Source organism: Nostoc sp. (genome assembly GCF_054880495.1).
On the sequence record NZ_JBTYKD010000395.1, the window covers coordinates 1 to 17,344 of the forward strand.

Consider the following 17,344-nt stretch of genomic DNA (forward strand, 5'->3'; position numbering starts at 1 on the left):
AGGTTCTGTTATCATTACCTAGCAGCTAATCCTCTGAAACCTTTTCAGGCTCTAGTTTCTAGCTAACGAATCGCACTTTCAGCCTTAGCGTACAAATTATCTCTTTTGACACGGTAATGCCAGTTTTGATAGATAGATTGAAATTTGTAAACTTAGTATCTATTTCGTCTTCAATTTTTAAACAATAATTTTTTTGACTAAGTATAAAACCTTATTACGATGATGATTCTTATATAGTAGAGTTTATAAGTACCAGGACTTTAGGAGGTTTAGTTTAATATTTGAAATTTAGTTGACTCTCTATTTCAAATTTAGTTAAATCTCTGCTGGCTAATAGTTATTTTATTTTAGTAGGGTTAAAAAAAAAGTATTTAAGAAACTTTTGTACATGTTGCTATACAATAAAGCCAATAAATACAACGGTTCCAGGTGAATTGTATATTATGATACCTATTTTAAAAAAATGTAAATCCTAAATAAAAAAAAATGTAAATCCTAAAAAATAGAAAATTTATTTTTGGAAAAATTGGATTATAATTACTTCATGGATAGGAAAAAACTCAGCACAAAACCCCAAGCCTATCCATTTAATAAAAAGACATTGGGGCAGTGTGCTATTCAATAGGACAATGAGATGGAACCTATCACCATCATCATGATCATTGGTCAACTTCTAGTTGTAGCAATGATCCTTTTAGCTCAGAAGTAACTCTGGCTAGTTAAATAAAGTCTTGGGTGTTTACAGCACTCAAGGCTTTTTCTATAAATACGTCATACATATAGTATATCCTTTTGCCTTCACTTGATTTTAAATAAGCGGAGGCTGGTGGTAACGCTGCGCGTTCCAGTAACTTCCGACTTCAACTTCCAACTTCAGCAGCTAGTTAAGGGAAGTTAGGAGTTGGAAGTTGCGATCGCGTTTCACAGCGTTTCGCTATTGGATGGGGGCGCGGATATGCTTGTTCTAGCTTGCTGATTATTTATTATGCTAGAATTCTGCAACAACTCCAAGGCTTGGGTGAGTGCTTGGTGGGCAACATTAATCTGAGTCCTGGCTTGAGTCAGGGCGTTTCTGCGCTCGATGCCTAGCCGCGCCTCTAGGTTACGCGGGTCATCATCGTTACTAAGGTGGACGACTCGAACCTTCTGGGCTTTTTCGCTTGGCTCAAAAATTGCTTCAGCCGCAGTCAATTTATTATATTGATAGACACCTATGGGACGCTTGACTTTGTAAGTATGAGCTTCGCACTTTTCGGGTGCAATGTACTGTCCTTCAAAATGGGCGAGTTGCGATCGCACTTCCTCCAGCAGAGGGGCAATTCTTGAGAGCAATTCTACAACCCCTAATGATTCGGGTGTTTGGGGGCAACCGCGACTCATTAACATGATCAACGCGCAAGTGTGGCGGTTAACCCGTATTGCTTCGCGCTGGCGTTCCCATTGCTCTTGCCTCTGTTGTGCCTGGACTTCTCGCCAACGTATCAATTCAAACTCTTCTTCTGGTGTCAGTCGAGTAGCAGATCCACAGGTGGCGTAGTTTTCGCAGTCGCCAGCATCTAGCCCTGGTTGCATCATCATTGAGGCGCAGTCAAAGCCAAGTCCACATCTTTTTGATGGCATGGTTAAACAGTGTTCTAGTTACATTCTCATATTAACAGCTAGAACACTGTGAAATTGCAACCCTCTTTTTGCGCGGCGCTCAAAAAATCAACAAGCGCGATCGCTTGACGTTTCACCTAGATGTTGACACTAAAGCTGGATAAGGATTGAGAGATTCATCAACTACTCTCAAGTCAAATCCCTGAGTCATACCCTGATTTCCAATCCCAATTGAGAATCTTAGACTTATAATATTTGCAAAGGTTTTGACTTCATTTTTACCACTTGTATACTTCATCAAAACAATATCAAATGGTAAACAAGGGATAGTCTCTTCCTGTGCCTGTATTGTAAGTTCTACATCTTCACATACAAAATTTGACTGGTGTTTACCAATATAAATAATATTGTCTTCGTTAAAAACAACAAGCTGTTCTCTTAGAAAAGCTTGGTATATAAGCTGATTAATATTTCTAAGTATAGAATTAATACACACTGCACAGCGAATAAGACAATATGCCCAATACTCATTAGTGTTTTTCTCTGGAATATCTCTTACCCAAGATGGCATCTCCCTAATACTATTGAATAGACCGCCGAATAAAATTTTAATATTTTCAGGCAATACATTAGCATTTAGGCGAACTAAATCCTCTGGAATCTCATTTAAAATTTTCTGACAAGCTTCGTGCTTGTGAAATGATTCTACTAAAGGTTGAATCATTCTTGGGTCTATACAATCATTTATTGAGAAGTTAGAAACATCCAAACTCATAAATCTCTCGTATGGATTTAAAGATGGCTTGAGTTCAGGAAATTTTTCTACAATCTTCTGGACACACTGCTCGTTAATAAAATTGAGTAAAAAATGACATTTTAGGAGAAAAGATAACTCTTTTTCACTAAGCTGATGTAAAACTGTAGGCAATCTGATTCCAGATGTATTATCTATAAAATCAGATTGGTTATAGTGGATATATAGTGGGGTTAGAAATTGATGTCCTACAAAATTCTGCATCAGTTCGCCAAAACCTGAACGCTGTCCTAAACTATGGATTAATGCAATCACTTCCGCACGATATGATAATTTCCAAATTTGTTTGCAAAAATTAAAACATTCAGTTTGAATACTCACTATTCCCCTCTCCTATTTTTTTGCGTTAGTATTTTATTTACTTCACTTCTCACTAACTCCTCAATCTCACGTTTTGAATGTTCTTCTGATGAGTCTATCGTGCTAACAACCTGATTGACAAAGATACACCGTTTATCAGAAATATAGTTCAAAGCTAAATTTGGAACTACCCTGCGGGAATAATCTAAAAAAGTTTCAATCAGTAACTTCTTTCCTGAATAGTCACTTCTAACAAATGGATTCCACAAACTTGCCTTATATCTGCATAAAAAGCCAAAGCAAAATAATATCATTAATATGACTATTTCAAGTGGAAGATAGACCATTGTCCCCTGCTTATTCCGAGAAATTACAAGAAATTTTTCGCCTACCAATGAATAAGTAGATATGTCTTCATAATTCAATCTCCGATATAAAATAACGTAGTCACTTTGCGATTGATTCGGCAAATATGCTTTCTTGTAATTAACAACTCTGTCGGGTAAAATGTCTTGATCATTAAATCTAGAAAGCAAATCAGTGGAAAATCTGTCAAAGTAAAATTGTCCTGTGTAAACTTCCTCGATCGGTATAACAGATGGTTCTTCACCAGGAAAATAAGTAATAAAATCATTAAATAAATCTGGAATGGCTCCGAAAAGTTCAGCCAACCTCCAAGCCCCTTTGTCGCATATATCAATACTTGAACCGTAACTCCTGTTTAATATTGAAAGCGAACCTGCGCTAGCATTGCTGGGAATTACTTTAATATCACCTAGATTTGTCAGGTCAAAGTTGTTATCAGCAATTTTCATCCCATGACCTGTAATACCAAGTTCTCGTCCCGTTTTTAAGCTAGCAAAAGCAGATAATAAGTTAGTGACACCATAGTAGAGCAATACTGGTGCGATTTGTAGAGATGCTATCTTAGAGGTATCAAAGTATTCTTTTGCTTGTAATACGGAAGCACAAATATTTTCAATTAGATTTGAGTCATTTTTATTACCAACCCCTTGAGAATCAAAAAACTTCTGGATGCTTTCAGGGTAAGAAAAGTGCAGAAGCATTTTCCATTGCTCCCTATCAGGATTATCGGTATATATTTTTCTAACTCGCATAGATTGAGCTACAGAAAATTTGTACTACACTTAAGCTCTTATGGTAGCTTATGCGCCTTACACTTTAGCGAAATTGGTTCCGAAGGACTTATGTTACTCAGGTAAGGGAATCGATTATCAGTGATGCCTGTAAGAGAAGCAGTGGCGATGAAGATTTTGGCAATGAAAACCTTGTAACTGATCTTGACTTCTGCAATCCCCCTAGTGCGCTATCCCTTAGCTATAAATCATCAACGTTCGCGGGTCAGCATTACGGCTCAATTTCTGTACCTTTCTTATATTCCCATCAGTAGCATCAAGCGCCGCCTTCATCGCCGAATGCCTGACCCTGTGCGGGAACTTTTTCCCAATTTGGGAATGCTCAATCAGGTTCCAGCATTTATGAAAATTCATCTAGCGCTTTGCTTGCTCCCCTTCCTTCTGAGATTAAGTTGAGAGAGTTGGGTATTGGCTTATTCCTTGTCAAAACAAAGCGATCACCCTCCTTCCGCCAAAAATGATATCAACTCTGATATCAATGCCCCACCAGAGTAAGCGATAGCCTACGGCGGGCGGTTACGCCATCGCTCTTTGTGGGGAGCGCTTCATCGCAGCTATCCCAGAGGTAGTGCTAAAAATCAGCCAAAAGTTGCCACTACTTGGAGTAACCCCAAGCCTTGTATAGAGAGAAAGGATAGATATTTGCCAAACTTATCAATGGGGGTGAAATGGAGATTTTGAGGGGTGTGAATGATAAGCGTGGCTTAACTGAGGTAATTTTCGGGGTGGATATTCACGAAAGCATCAGGGTTTGGGAGAATGGGGAGTGTTGGTATTTAAACGTATAATACGAACAGTTCCAAATTTTCAAAATGCTGGTACGGCGCAAGAATGAGCATTACAGGTCACGGGAATATCTTACAGTACGTGAGGTAAATAGCATTCTGCGATCGGCAAAAGTTTACGGACGGTACAAGGTGAGGAATTATGCGTTGATACTGTTAATATTTCGCCACGGGCTGCGGGTGTCGGAAGCTTGCGATTTGCGATGGGATGCGATTTCGTTTTTAGATGAGGAGATTTTTATCACGCGTAAAAAAGGGAGTGATAGCGGGGTGCATCCGTTGCCTGTGGATGAAATCGAGGCATTGAAAGAATTAAAGGAATTAAATATTGGTGGTAATTACGTTTTTATTGGGGAAAGGGGAGAGAGGTTAACGTCGGCGGCGGTACAAAGATTGTTGACTAGGTTGGGGGAAGTAGCTGTGTTAAACATCAAAATCCATCCGCACCAGTTACGCCATGCTTGCGGTTACTACCTTGTGAATGAAGGGCATAGTACCAGATTTATTCAGGAATTTTTAGGACACAGGGACATCCGCCACACGGAAAAATATACCAAAGTAAATTCCAAACGCTTTTCTGGTATCAAGTGGAACACGATTGATTGAATAGAAACCATATTTACCTTGTATTGATAAAATAATGATACAACTTAGTGAGAATCATACTGATGAAACTGCTGGCTTACTTCTAGCTGGACTCGGTGCTAATGGAGCAAAAGGAATGTTAGCAATTAAAAAGAAAGGAGGAAAAACAGCAGTTTAAAATCTCCGTGTTACAGGGAAGGTACTACAAGGGATACATCTTTAATGCCGAAAACAGCAATAGCAGAAGCAGAAAAGGAAGAATTTAGCCATGACAACATTTGACAAATCATCCAAATCAACATTAAGGCAGAGTCGAGCATTAAGCTTGGTATATTTTCCTTTTTAAGGAGAGTTAATGGGAATACATAACCAAATTATTCATGAGATTTTTATCAGAAAACTTAAAAATATTTCTCAGGTAAGTATTAACTTAGAAGGTTCCCCATTGATATCATTGATGGGAGTAAATGGTTGTGGTAAATCAACTATTTTATATGCTTTATGTTGTGTATATAAACCGATAAAAAAAGGAGACGAAAATTATAAATTTTCTAGATTTTTTCCCCCACATAATCACTTTGATTGGACGGGTTCATATCTATCTATAGATTATAGCTATAGTGATGGTAGTAATAATTACTCTAATGTAAAAAAAGATTATCCAAAAAAGGATAGATGGGTCATTTATGACAGAAGACCTGAAAGATATGTTAAATTTATTGAAATCAAAACCTGCGTTCCAGTAATTGAATCTGAAAACAAAGGTCAAAAAATCCAGTATACAACAACAACACAATCAGAGAAGTTAGACATATTAATTCGTCAAAAAGCAGGTTACATTCTCAATAAGAATTACGACAGTCTACACGTACATACATACGAAAATAAAACTATTATTGGAGTTAAAGTTGGAGATACACAATATTCAGCGTTGACAATGGGAGCAGGAGAACAAAGAGTATTTACAATACTTGATGCTGTCTTTAGATCGCCCTATAACTCTAGTTTAATTTTAATAGATGAAATAGATTTATTATTGCATCCACAAGCTCTTAAAAAATTGATCGCAGTTATTTATGATCGTGCTATCGAAAAGCATCATCAAATAATATTCACTTCTCATAATACTGGGTTATTTGAATTAAAAGATAAAGTTGAATTAAGACACATTCATCAAACTGAAAAACATACAGTTTGTATGCCTAATACAACTCCAGATATTACTCGTCGTATGACTGGTAAACAGATACAATCAATTGAAATATATGTTGAAGATAACCTTGCACAAGCAATTGTTAGCCATATTTGTAGACTATTTGGAATTTCTAAAGATGTAGTAATTTATAAATATGGTGCTGCTACAAATGTATTTACTGTCTCTGGAGGACTAGCTCTTTCTCGTCAATCAATCGATAATGCTTTATTTGTATTAGACGGAGATGTCTATGTTACTGAAGAAGAAAAGAAACAGCAAATCGAAAGAGTTATAACGGGTCATGGCTCAGAAATAGAGAATTTGCGAGATAGACTGTTAAAGCATTTAACGCAATTTAATTTACAAAAAAATGTAAAACCTGAAATTTTTATATTCAATTGTATTCGCAATATGCCGAATCAAATGGATTCTGAAAATGAAGAAATTAAGACTTTAGCTTCTGATATAATTAATGCTGGAGATCACCATAATTTAGTAAAAGTTTTAGTTGGACAGATGGGATGTTCTGAAGAAATAGGGTTAAATAGTATAATTAGAGTTTTTTCTCAATCTCCTGAATGGTCAAACTTTTCTGAATCAGTACAAATTTGGCTAAAAAATAAAAAACTCGAATTATATGGTTGATTTATATAAGGGTCTTCAAGTATTGGTGTAAAAATTTTACTTACTATTGATATTGCGAACTAAAATCTACAAATCACCCCAGTCAAAATTAAGAAAACGTCGAGCATTTAACTTTGTATATATTTCGGTGGGCGTAACTCATCGCCGCCAGCACCGCCCATTTCCAAAGTGCCAGATTACTAATGGTTGACAGTAGCCGTAGATGAAACGAACTGAACATCGAGGTAGTGTCTGATATCTTCTATTTTTTTGGTTGAGAGTGCTTTCTTTCTCAAAGATACAACAACATTATTAGCTCTAACCAACGCCAGCCAAATATCTAGGCTGTCTGCAATTTTTGTAAGAGTTTCTTCTTGAGACGTTATCTCTTCTTCGAGGTGGTTTGGGTAAAATATCCCCCCAATTAATCCCCAATCTGGGCGCTCTGATTCTAAATTTAGGCTAATGTAGCAGCTATCAATTGCTGTTATGCCGGATTTACGAGCAAGCTGTCTTACCTTTTCCTTTATCCTCAAATATTCTACTGGAATCATAATCTTTCCGTAACTTCAAATTGTCAGCATTGTGCTTCCCTGATTCGGGCATCATAAAAAGCTAATTTATCATCAGTTAGTTTCTCCATGCTTGCAAATTCAACTCTTCATATTTTTAATCATTCTTCATCCTCTACTTCTACAGATAAATTCTCCAGTTCTGCCTCCAACTGCTCAATAGTTGGTAACTTTGTTTGTAACTCTTTTGGTAATGACTTAGTAAGTTGAGTTTGCCATTCAGCAATCCCAATTGGTTTATTGACATCACGCAGTGCATACTCAGCAATAACATTATCCTTACTTGCACATAAAATTAAACCAATTGAAGGACTATCTACAGGAGATTTGAGCAAATCATCCACTGCCGAAAGATAAAAATTTATTTTTCCTGCATATTCAGGTTTAAATTTACCAGTTTTTAGTTCAATTACTATAAAAGAATGTAGTTTAACATGATAGAAAAGCAAGTCTATATAAAAATCATTATCTCCTACTTTTAAATTATATTGTTGACCAACAAAAGCAAATCCTACACCCAATTCTAAAAGAAATTGGGTAATGTGTTTAACAAGTTCTTTTTCTACTTCTCGTTCTTGTGCTGCTTCTCCTAAACTTAAAAAATCAAAAACATAAGGGTCTTTTAAAGTTTCTCTGGCAATGTCTGATTGAGGAGGGGGTAATATAACATCAAAGTTATTAACAGCTTTCCCCTGACGTTCAAAAAGTCTATTGTTAATTTGTAGAGTTAAAATATTTCGACTCCAGCCGTTTTCTAAGGTTTTTTGTACATACCATAGCTTTGCTGTTATGTCTTTGATAGCATCCAAAATACGAACATTATGCCCCCAAGGAATTAGTGCAACAAGCTGTTGCACAATTTGCTCATCTGGGTAAGCTTCAGCAAAAGCCCGCATATAGTTTAGATTACGTGCTGAGAATCCCTTCATATCTGGGAAAGCTGCTTTTAAATCTCTGGCAAGACGTTCGATAACTTTTGCACCCCATCCCTGCTGCTGCTGTCTGATGATAATTTCGCGCCCGATTTGCCAATAAAGTAACACTAACTCACGGTTAACAGACAAAGCTGCTCTTACTTGGGCGTTGCGTATGCGTTCTTTTAACTCTCGTAAAAAGTCATCATAGCCATCCATTGGTGATAAGTTATCCGCCATACCCCAACCCGCATAAATTTTCTTCAATTATTGCCTCTTGTGCTGTACAATCCGCCATCATGACTGGAATGTGACTAAACTGCAATGATTATTACTATCGCATCGTTCAAAGGGGGTGTAGGAAAATCTACCACAGCAATACATCTCGCGGCTTACCTTGCTATCAAAGGTAAAACTGTACTAGCTGATGGTGATCTTAATCGCTCTGTATTGCATTGGTCAGAGCGTGGTAAAAGTCCAATAGATGTTTATGATCACAATGAAATAGATCAAGCTCAGGATTTTGAGCATCTTGTGATTGACACTCCCGCCCGTCCTGCCAGTAATGAGTTGAAAGCATTAGCAAGCTCTAGTGATTTACTGATCATTCCCACACATCCCAGCACTTTTGCTCTAGAAGCATTGATTGAAACTGTGGGAGAACTGAATGAATTGCCGCCTGGAAGGTTTAAAGTTTTACTGACTTGTGTTCCTCCTTCCCCCAGCCGTGATGGATATAAAGCCAAAGAAAGTCTTGAAAAAATTGGCTTACCTTTGTTTAAAACTTGGATTAGAAGAATGGCTGTTTACCTGAAAGCTGAAAATTTTGGAGTTCCAGTTTATATGGTAAAAGATCCTCGTGCTTCTGATGCCTGGAGCGATTACCAGGCAGTGGGTAAGGAAATTCTCTCATGACCAATTTTGATAAAATTCTGGAGGTCGCTCAAAAACGGCAGGGGCAATCTCAACCCCTAAAGCTCCAAGATTCTACAGTTTTACTGGAGCAGATTAAAGACCGTGAGCAGGATACGCGACCTTTAAATCCGAAGCACGTTGAGTCTTTGGCAGAGTCAATTGCTGTTTTAGGATTAATAGAACCATTGGTTTTAGATAATAAAGCTAGATTGCTGGCTGGAGGGCATCGGTTAGCGGCAATTCAACTTCTAAAGGAACAGCAGGCAGATAAATATCTTCATCAGTTCCCAGATAATCGCATTCCTATCAGAATGTTGCCATTTGATGCGGAGTCAGAACCAGATTTGGCACTGCAAGTAGAAATAGCAGAGAACGAACAGCGTAGAGACTATACGCCAAACGAAGTAAAAGCAATTGCCGAACGTCTACGCACTGCTGGATTTATTGACGTAAAGGGAAGACCCAAGAAAGGACAAAAGCCTTTAATGCCTGCTCTAGCAGTTGTAGTTGGCAAAAACCTGCGTACAGTACAAAGATATTTTGAATCGAAGCAAGATACTGAACCAGAAAAAAGTACGACACCTGTCGTACTTTTAAAACAAGCATTAACTAAGCTGAAGCAGTGGCAACAAATTGAGCCGAAAACCCCGAAAGAGAAAGCTTTAGCAAAACGTCTGCCAGAACTCCTGAATTTGATTGAGGATGTTTTGAGTGGTGAGAAATAAACTGATGTATCTGGATTTTAGCCAAAATATTGACCAACCGAAAAGTACGACAGGTGTCGTACTTTCAATAAATACTACACATGATTTGTATAATGATTTACATTAAACTGATGGTTTTTAACTACACTAAGGTTTGCATATATGGGGTTTGCTAAAGATATTACTAAATTGTCTGAACAAATCCGTAAGCGATTTGATAACATTTGTGGCAAAGAAACAGCTAAGATGGCGCTAATTTTCCCTTTTTTAAGCGTTCTTGGTTATGATGTCTACGATCCTAGTGAAGTGATACTATAGGCGAACGCTCCAACATAACTAATACTGGTTGTCTTTTATGTTACAACAGAAACGATAATTAGTTACTTAGTATATATGACAACTAGTATTCACGAACAGGGATTATTGCTTCTGCGTCAAGCGCTTGATAACTCTACAGCTGACTTTCGCTCTGGACAATGGGAAGCTATTGAAGAGTTACTCGAGCAGCGATCGCGTTTACTCGTTGTTCAACGCACTGGTTGGGGAAAAAGTCTAGTTTATTTTTTAGCAACTCGCTTGCTACGAGATCAAGGTGCAGGTTGTACTCTTTTGATTTCTCCACTACTGGCTTTGATGCGAAACCAAATTGCAGCAGCCGAACGCATTGGTGTAAAAGCCAAAACAATTAACTCCAGCAATACAGATGAATGGCAACTAGTAGGAACACAGTTGCTAGCAGGAGAAGTAGACATTCTGCTAATTTCTCCCGAAAGACTAGGTAACGAAGAATTTCGAGAAAAGATTCTTTTACCAGTATCTCAACGTATAGGTTTATTTGTTGTTGACGAAGCTCATTGCATCTCCGATTGGGGACATGATTTTCGCCCTGATTTTCGCCGGATTGTGAGAATTTTACAGGCACTTCCCCAAAACATCCCAGTATTAGCAACAACTGCTACAGCTAACAATCGAGTTGTAAATGATATAGTCGCTCAGTTGGGATCAACTCTGCGTGTTTCCAGAGGAAATTTAATCAGACAAAGTTTGCATCTGCAAAATATTGCTATCCCTAGTCCAGCAGCACGAATGGCATGGTTAGCCCAACAGCTTCCTAACTTGCCAGGAAGTGGGATTATTTACACCTTAACTGTTAGAGATGCAGAAAGAGTTGCCGATTGGTTAAAAACTCAAAACATTAATGCTAAAGCATACCATAGTAATTTAGATAACGAAGTTCGTATAGTATTGGAAGACAAGCTTTTAAATAATGAAATTAAGGTATTAGTAGCAACTACAGCATTAGGAATGGGTTTTGATAAACCAGATTTAGGATTTGTAATTCATTATCAGCGTCCTGGCTCTGTTATCCATTATTATCAACAAGTGGGACGAGCAGGTAGAGCGGTAGAAAAAGCCTATGGAATTCTTCTGAGCGGTGATGAAGATGATGATATCACTAACTACTTTATCAATACAGCTTTCCCCCCAGAGATACATACGCAAAAGATTTTAAATGCACTAGACGAAGCTGTAGATGGTTTTTCTGTTCCCCAATTAGAGCAGCAAGTCAATCTTTCACGGGGACAAATTGAAAAAGTTTTAAAACTGCTATCACTGGAATTTCCTGCACCTGTAACTAAGCAAAATTCAAAATGGTATCTGACCCCAGTCTTTTATCAACCTAACACTGAAAAAATTGAAACACTCACACAAATTCGTCGCCAAGAACAAGCCATAATGTTACAATATATGCAAAGTCAAGAATGCTTGATGAGTTTTCTCGCGGCAGAATTAAACGATCCTCATCCCATAGCTTGCGGTAAATGTGCTGTGTGTTTGAAGAGACCATTATTACCAGAGACTTGCTCAATCGAACTTATAAATAAAGCAATTCAATATTTACGTCGCAGCGACCAAATCATTGAACCGCGCAAACAATGGCCACCACAAGCATTGCCCAATTATGCTTTTTCAGGCAATATTAAAAATAATTTACAATCAGAATCGGGAAGGGCATTATCTCTATGGGGTGATGCAGGCTGGGGAGAATTAGTCAAGCAGGGTAAATATCAAGATAATCATTTTGATGATGCACTGGTGCAGGGTGTTATTGACATGATTCAACGTTGGAAACCACAACCCTTTCCGACTTGGGTAACTTGTGTTCCCTCATTGAATCGTCCAGAACTCGTACCAAATTTTGCTCGACAACTGGCAGAAAAATTAGGCTTGCCGTTCATGCCAATTGTGCGGAAAGTTCACCAAACTGAATTTCAGAAAAAGATGAGCAACAGTTACCAACAAGCTCATAATTTGGATGGTGCTTTTGCCGTTGACTCTGGGAAAGGAATGAGTGGTTCTGTTTTCTTGGTTGATGATATAGTTGATTCCCGTTGGACTTTTACTGTAGTTGCAGCACTTTTGCGTCGTGCTAACAGTGGAGTAGTTTTTCCTGTGGCATTAGCACTCAATTCATTCGGTCAAGGGGATTAGAAAATCATGTTCAATCATGTCCTGCAACCAGATACTCAAGCAATTTTGCTGTTGTGTGCCAGCTTTGGGCAAAATCGTCAAATTGAGCCACAACCTCTGACTCTGAGTGAATATAATTCTTTAACAGACTGGTTGCGGGAAAACCAGATGCGCCCAGCAGATTTACTAGAATCTACAGCCAAAGAACAGTTAGACAAAATTACTCTTAATAAGCTTAACCCTGAAAGGCTTTCAGCTTTATTAGAACGGGGTATGATGCTAAGTTTGGCTGTTGAGAAATGGACTAATCAGGGATTATGGGTACTGGGAAGAAGTGACATAAACTATCCTAAACGTCTCAAGCAAAGACTGAGACATTCAGCACCAGCAATTCTCTATGGTGTTGGCAATATGGAACTGCTATCTCTAGGAGGATTAGCAATTCTCGGTTCTCGTGATGTTGATGACAAGATACTTGGCTACACGCGAAGAGTTGCACAAAACAGCGCTGTACAAGACATGCAAGTGATTTCCGGTGGGGCACGTGGAGTAGATCAAGCAGCAATGCTAGGCGTGTTGGACGCAGGAGGAACATCTGTTGGTGTACTGGCGGATAGTTTGACTAAAGCGGCAGTAAACAGCAAGTATCGGTCTAGTATTCAAGAGGGTAGACTTACTTTAGTTTCTAGTTACGACCCTGAAGCTGGTTTCAATACTGGTAATGCAATGGGGCGAAACAAATATATTTATGCTTTAGCAGATTATGCCCTTGTAGTCAGTTCTTCTTTCGGTAAAGGCGGTACTTGGGCGGGTGCAGTGGAAGCGCTTTCCCGACTTCAAGATATCCCAGTTTTTGTACGGTTGGAAGGGGCTGTGTCAGAAGGTAATCAGCAACTGCACAATCAAGGTGCAAAATCTTTTCCGGCTGAACCCTGGAACGATTCATTGAGAGAACTTTTGACAAAAGCGGCTTCTTGCATTGAACCGATACAGATTAAGGTAGAAACAACAACTCAAGAGACTATTTTGGATATTCATCCACAAGATATTTATCAAGCTATTTTACCTTTTATTCTCAATCATTTACAGCAACCGAAAGATGCAAAATCTCTGGCGGAATGTCTGGATGTCAGACCATCTCAAATGCAGGATTGGTTAAACAAGGCTGTGAGTGAAGGGAAGGTCAGAAAAATTAACAGACCAGTCGCTTATATAGTCAATAAACCAGCAACTCAACTTTCTTTATTATGATAGTGTCACAGAGGGTACTTTTATTTTAGTGAGAACAATACCTTTGCCAAAATAAGAGCCGACAAAAATTTGGAATTGGTATTAGCCCTCATCATTCCGTCTTAAGAGGTTCTAATGTCAGAAGGAGCAAAATTGATCGCCATCAACGCAAGTAATGCACCAGCAAGAACTAAGCCCTCAAACTATCCTGAACCATTTGCATCGCGTATGGTGGGCAGGGAGAAACACCCACTAGGTGACTTGTTTGGGATTACGAACTTTGGTGTAAACCTAACACGCCTAGCTCCAATGGCAATTTCAGCCCTTCGTCACGCTCACACCTTGCAAGACGAGTTCGTGTACATCTTGGAGGGGCATCCAACGCTACGTACCGACGAAGGTTGTACACAACTCTGCCCAGGTATGTGTGCCGGCTTCAAGGCTGGCACTGGTAACGGACACCATCTGATCAACGAAACAAAAGAGGATGTTCTTTACCTCGAAATCGGGGACAGAACACCCTCTGACTCAGGCAGCTATCCCGATGACGACCTGATGGCCAATTTCGAGAATGGCTTGTGGAGATTTGTCCACAAAGACGGCACACCGTACTAATTTTGTCAGAGCCAGTAGGGTGATATCGGCTCTATGCGGGCCATCTCAGCTCCATGTGTAATCGGCAATTAAGATTGCTTCCACAAGAGCAAATATCTCATTGCAGAGGTGGAAATTTGCTGTTGGATGCTTGAGACACATCTATTAACTTGCGCCAGCTTCAGCCGCCGCTACATCTGGTTTAGGCTCTTTCGCTTTCTTTTCAAAGATTTGAACCCCAGCGTCAATAATTTCAAACCCGTTTTCTGTTCGCACACCAAGCTTGCCCGATACAGCCCCAGCCCAGTCTGCGAATTCCGAGGCGCTAGTTTCAGCCTTCCGCCAGCTTTTGGCATTAACTTGAGCGGTAAAGACTATACCGTTCTGGTCAGTCAACTCGATTGCAACTTTTTTATTCTCTGCTGGTTTGGCTGTTGGTAGTGACCCGCTAAATTTAATTGTGACCTCGCTTTTGACTTCCATAGCTTACCCCTGGCTCATCATCAATTAAAATTCTTCGCTCTTGATTTTATCTTGGATTAGGTTGACCACAAGATGCGCGATCGCTCGGCTATCGTAGTTGTTCACAAGAAAAGTGAACGTTGAGCATTCGGCTTGAAACAGAACCAAGACTCAACATTAAAGAAACAAAATCCACAAAAAAATTTTCCCCTGTTTTTGACCCTTTTTTTGCATAAACAACTGATAATTAGTCTCAATAATAACCGCCCAAACCGTGATTATTGACACATTTATCAAGAAATTTTACAGTTTTGGCACTAGCTTCTTGATTTGGCTCAATTCGTGCATCTCAGATAAAACCTCGACAAAACATCCATTTTCCCAATTCTCACCAACTACATTCAACATCTCCCAATATCTATCCAACATCTCCCAAATCTCTAATTTTTTCTTACCTTTTTACCCCTTTTACATCATCCACTCACAAAATTCTCATTAGCTCAAAAATTCCCAATAAAGAAGAACAGTTCCCAATACTTATAAGAAGTCTCCCATTTGATCCCAATAATTGGTCAATTACCCTGAAAATCGCTTAAAAGCTTTTAAGCTCTGTAATCCATCTTTTTCTGACGCACAGTACGCCATATTTGGCGGAAAGTTTTTGACAGCCAAAACTGAAAAGCAGAAGCATAAGCAACAGCCATCAAAAAAGACTACTGAAGAACTACACAATCACGACAAAAGTGACTGTACAGTTCACTCTCTTCAACCCATCAGCTTGATTTTTGTAGTCTAATGAGTGACAACAAGTGACATTCTCAGTTGTCACACTATGTCCATAGTGTACTTTGATACAAAAACTCCCATGTGGCAAAACACCCCCATTTCTCCCCAAAATTACCCCAACGATACACAATTGATAGTGAAAGAATAGTCAAATGACAGTCGTTTTCGTGCCTACCCGTAAAAACCAACGACAGTCAAACGACAGTCAATTGGGGAAAATTGGGGTAATTTGAGGGTTATTTGGGTGAAATGCTCCTGGTGGGTTCTCCCGCAAAAGTGGATTTCGGGCTGGGGTATAATGTATACCATACTCACTATGGTTTCATGCCCTGCGGGTGGCTGCGCCATCTCTCGCTGCGCTCATGACACGAAACCGTCGTTCGCTTGGAGGGGTTTTTGGGTACTACAACGCACTGCATTTGTAGCATAAATCTTTTATGTCGCCACTAACCATTCTCAGAATTGAGAAACTAAAAACATTCGGCAACGTTGCGGGAAGTGATGACCATGTTACCCGCAAACGAGAAACACTCAATGCAGATCCAACTAAAGATAATAGACGGTTGATTGGGGGAGAAGACGATCGCTCTTTAGAGGAGATAGTGAAGGAGAAAATCTCTACGCTCAAGCATCTACCCCGAAAGGACGCAGTATTATGCACCGAAATGTTTCTCTCGGCATCACCTGAATATTTCCGCCCCTTAGATCCATCCCTTTCTGGGCAGTGGTCTGATTCACTGATGCAGCAATGGGCGAGTGCATCTCGTGACTGGCTAGCTCAAAACTATGGGTCAAAGTGCGTCAGGGCAGAACTCCACCTAGATGAAAGTACCCCACACATCCACGCCTACATCGTGCCAGTGAACGAGAAAACCGGGAGAGTTAGTCATGACGCGATGTTTGGCGGCAGAGGTGGACAGGGAAGAATTAAGTTATCCAAACTCCAAGATAGTTATGCTACCGCACTCGCTCCTTTGGGTATTGAACGAGGGGTTAAGGGCAGTAAGGCAACCCATACCAAAGTAAAGGAATATTACCAAGCGGTTAACAGTGAACCACTCACCGCAGTCATTACAAATAACCAATTAGCACCCACACCATTTGAATCAGCTAGGAGTTATGTAGCCAGGATTCAGTCAGATGACCAGTTCCAAGCGATTAACCACCAACTGGCTGACCGCTCCTTCATGGCAGAGCGATTGGAGAGGGCAGAACAACGGGCGAGGGCTAGCGAGAAGGAACGACAGCAACTAGAAAAACGGGTACGCGAGCTTGAGTTAAAGACTCAACAACTGCGCGACTTGCCCCTGGAGGATGTGGCTTGGGAGTTGGGACTAAATCATGATCATGAGCGATGGAAAGGCCACGGACACATCATTAATATAGATGGCTCCAAGTTTTATGACTTTTCACCCGAACACTCCAAAGGCGGTGGCGGTGCGATTGATTTGGTGATGCACGTTAACTCTTGCAATTTCCGGCAAGCGATCGCATGGCTGCATGAGCGATTTGGGGAAGCTGGGGCAGAACGGGCAGCTCTAGCTCACGCCCTTAAGATGACTACTGAGATTATCCAGTCAGAACCTCGTCCCCAATTCCAGCTAAGAGTTGAGGATAAAGCCAATTGGCCAGGAGT

The 17,344-nt window shown here is 39.7% G+C and carries 17 protein-coding genes and 1 pseudogene; 10 read left to right on the top strand and 8 right to left on the bottom strand.

Annotation, left to right across the window (positions count from 1 at the left end):
- Positions 1–921: 921 nt before the first annotated feature.
- From ACYTXL_RS33345 to ACYTXL_RS33360, 4 genes and pseudogenes are all read right to left on the bottom strand, one after another.
- On the bottom strand, positions 922–1,620 hold the full coding sequence (locus ACYTXL_RS33345; protein WP_461922649.1) for a hypothetical protein: 699 nt from the start codon (positions 1,618–1,620) through the stop codon (positions 922–924).
- Positions 1,621–1,732: 112 nt separating this feature from the next.
- Entirely contained in the window at positions 1,733–2,734 is a 1,002-nt protein-coding gene (locus ACYTXL_RS33350; RefSeq protein WP_461928325.1) for a hypothetical protein, read from the bottom strand.
- The gene (locus ACYTXL_RS33355; RefSeq protein WP_461928326.1) at positions 2,734–3,831 is read right to left on the bottom strand and encodes a YaaC family protein; all 1,098 of its coding nucleotides are present in this window, start codon (positions 3,829–3,831) and stop codon (positions 2,734–2,736) included. Before ACYTXL_RS33355 ends, ACYTXL_RS33350 begins: the two co-directional genes overlap by 1 nt.
- 216 nt (positions 3,832–4,047) lie before the next feature.
- A pseudogene (locus ACYTXL_RS33360) lies at positions 4,048–4,167 on the bottom strand (tyrosine-type recombinase/integrase); the annotation flags it as partial.
- Positions 4,168–4,682: 515 nt separating this feature from the next.
- Here ACYTXL_RS33360 and ACYTXL_RS33365 point away from each other — a divergent pair.
- The 3 genes from ACYTXL_RS33365 to ACYTXL_RS33375 all read left to right on the top strand — a co-directional run bounded on the left by ACYTXL_RS33365 (position 4,683) and on the right by ACYTXL_RS33375 (position 7,080).
- Positions 4,683–5,261: a tyrosine-type recombinase/integrase gene (locus ACYTXL_RS33365; RefSeq protein ID WP_461922159.1), complete on the top strand. Its 579-nt coding sequence runs from the start codon at positions 4,683–4,685 to the stop codon at positions 5,259–5,261.
- A 22-nt stretch (positions 5,262–5,283) separates the two neighbouring features.
- Positions 5,284–5,418 (top strand): chemotaxis protein CheB, encoded by a 135-nt coding sequence (locus ACYTXL_RS33370; protein ID WP_461922160.1) that lies wholly within the window; start codon positions 5,284–5,286, stop codon positions 5,416–5,418.
- 177 nt (positions 5,419–5,595) lie between these two features.
- Entirely contained in the window at positions 5,596–7,080 is a 1,485-nt protein-coding gene (locus ACYTXL_RS33375; protein ID WP_461922158.1) for an AAA family ATPase, read from the top strand.
- A gap of 179 nt (positions 7,081–7,259) precedes the next feature.
- On the opposite strand, the gene ACYTXL_RS33380 is transcribed toward ACYTXL_RS33375, so the two are convergent.
- Both ACYTXL_RS33380 and ACYTXL_RS33385 read right to left on the bottom strand, forming a co-directional pair.
- Positions 7,260–7,613: a hypothetical protein gene (locus ACYTXL_RS33380; protein ID WP_461922157.1), complete on the bottom strand. Its 354-nt coding sequence runs from the start codon at positions 7,611–7,613 to the stop codon at positions 7,260–7,262.
- 119 nt (positions 7,614–7,732) lie between these two features.
- Positions 7,733–8,812, bottom strand: a complete 1,080-nt coding sequence (locus ACYTXL_RS33385) for a PDDEXK nuclease domain-containing protein (RefSeq protein ID WP_461928327.1) — start codon at positions 8,810–8,812, stop codon at positions 7,733–7,735.
- Between the two features lie 57 nt (positions 8,813–8,869).
- On the opposite strand from ACYTXL_RS33385, the gene ACYTXL_RS33390 reads away from it, so the two are divergent.
- The 6 genes from ACYTXL_RS33390 to ACYTXL_RS33415 all read left to right on the top strand — a co-directional run bounded on the left by ACYTXL_RS33390 (position 8,870) and on the right by ACYTXL_RS33415 (position 14,481).
- Complete coding sequence (locus ACYTXL_RS33390) at positions 8,870–9,460, top strand: ParA family protein (RefSeq protein WP_461922155.1); 591 nt, start codon at positions 8,870–8,872, stop codon at positions 9,458–9,460.
- Positions 9,457–10,185 carry a ParB N-terminal domain-containing protein gene (locus tag ACYTXL_RS33395; RefSeq protein ID WP_435027109.1) on the top strand — a complete coding sequence of 243 codons (729 nt, stop codon included), beginning with the start codon at positions 9,457–9,459 and terminating at the stop codon, positions 10,183–10,185. Before ACYTXL_RS33390 ends, ACYTXL_RS33395 begins: the two co-directional genes overlap by 4 nt.
- 141 nt (positions 10,186–10,326) lie before the next feature.
- Complete coding sequence (locus tag ACYTXL_RS33400; protein ID WP_461922272.1) at positions 10,327–10,482, top strand: hypothetical protein; 156 nt, start codon at positions 10,327–10,329, stop codon at positions 10,480–10,482.
- Positions 10,483–10,557: 75 nt separating this feature from the next.
- Positions 10,558–12,657, top strand: a complete 2,100-nt coding sequence (locus ACYTXL_RS33405) for a RecQ family ATP-dependent DNA helicase (protein WP_461922271.1) — start codon at positions 10,558–10,560, stop codon at positions 12,655–12,657.
- Positions 12,658–12,663: 6 nt separating this feature from the next.
- On the top strand, positions 12,664–13,887 hold the full coding sequence (locus ACYTXL_RS33410; RefSeq protein WP_461922270.1) for a DNA-processing protein DprA: 1,224 nt from the start codon (positions 12,664–12,666) through the stop codon (positions 13,885–13,887).
- Between the two features lie 114 nt (positions 13,888–14,001).
- Positions 14,002–14,481, top strand: a complete 480-nt coding sequence (locus ACYTXL_RS33415) for a cupin domain-containing protein (protein WP_435027112.1) — start codon at positions 14,002–14,004, stop codon at positions 14,479–14,481.
- Between the two features lie 144 nt (positions 14,482–14,625).
- Here ACYTXL_RS33415 and ACYTXL_RS33420 read toward each other — a convergent pair whose 3' ends face one another.
- Together ACYTXL_RS33420 and ACYTXL_RS33425 are read right to left on the bottom strand one after the other, a co-directional pair.
- The gene (locus tag ACYTXL_RS33420) at positions 14,626–14,943 is read right to left on the bottom strand and encodes a hypothetical protein (protein WP_461928328.1); all 318 of its coding nucleotides are present in this window, start codon (positions 14,941–14,943) and stop codon (positions 14,626–14,628) included.
- Positions 14,944–15,225: 282 nt separating this feature from the next.
- On the bottom strand, positions 15,226–15,351 hold the full coding sequence (locus ACYTXL_RS33425; RefSeq protein ID WP_461921871.1) for a hypothetical protein: 126 nt from the start codon (positions 15,349–15,351) through the stop codon (positions 15,226–15,228).
- A 794-nt stretch (positions 15,352–16,145) separates the two neighbouring features.
- Between ACYTXL_RS33425 and mobV the strand changes: the two genes are divergently transcribed.
- Positions 16,146–17,344: MobV family relaxase (mobV, locus tag ACYTXL_RS33430; RefSeq protein ID WP_461928329.1), on the top strand; the 1,199-nt coding region annotated here is incomplete at its 3' end.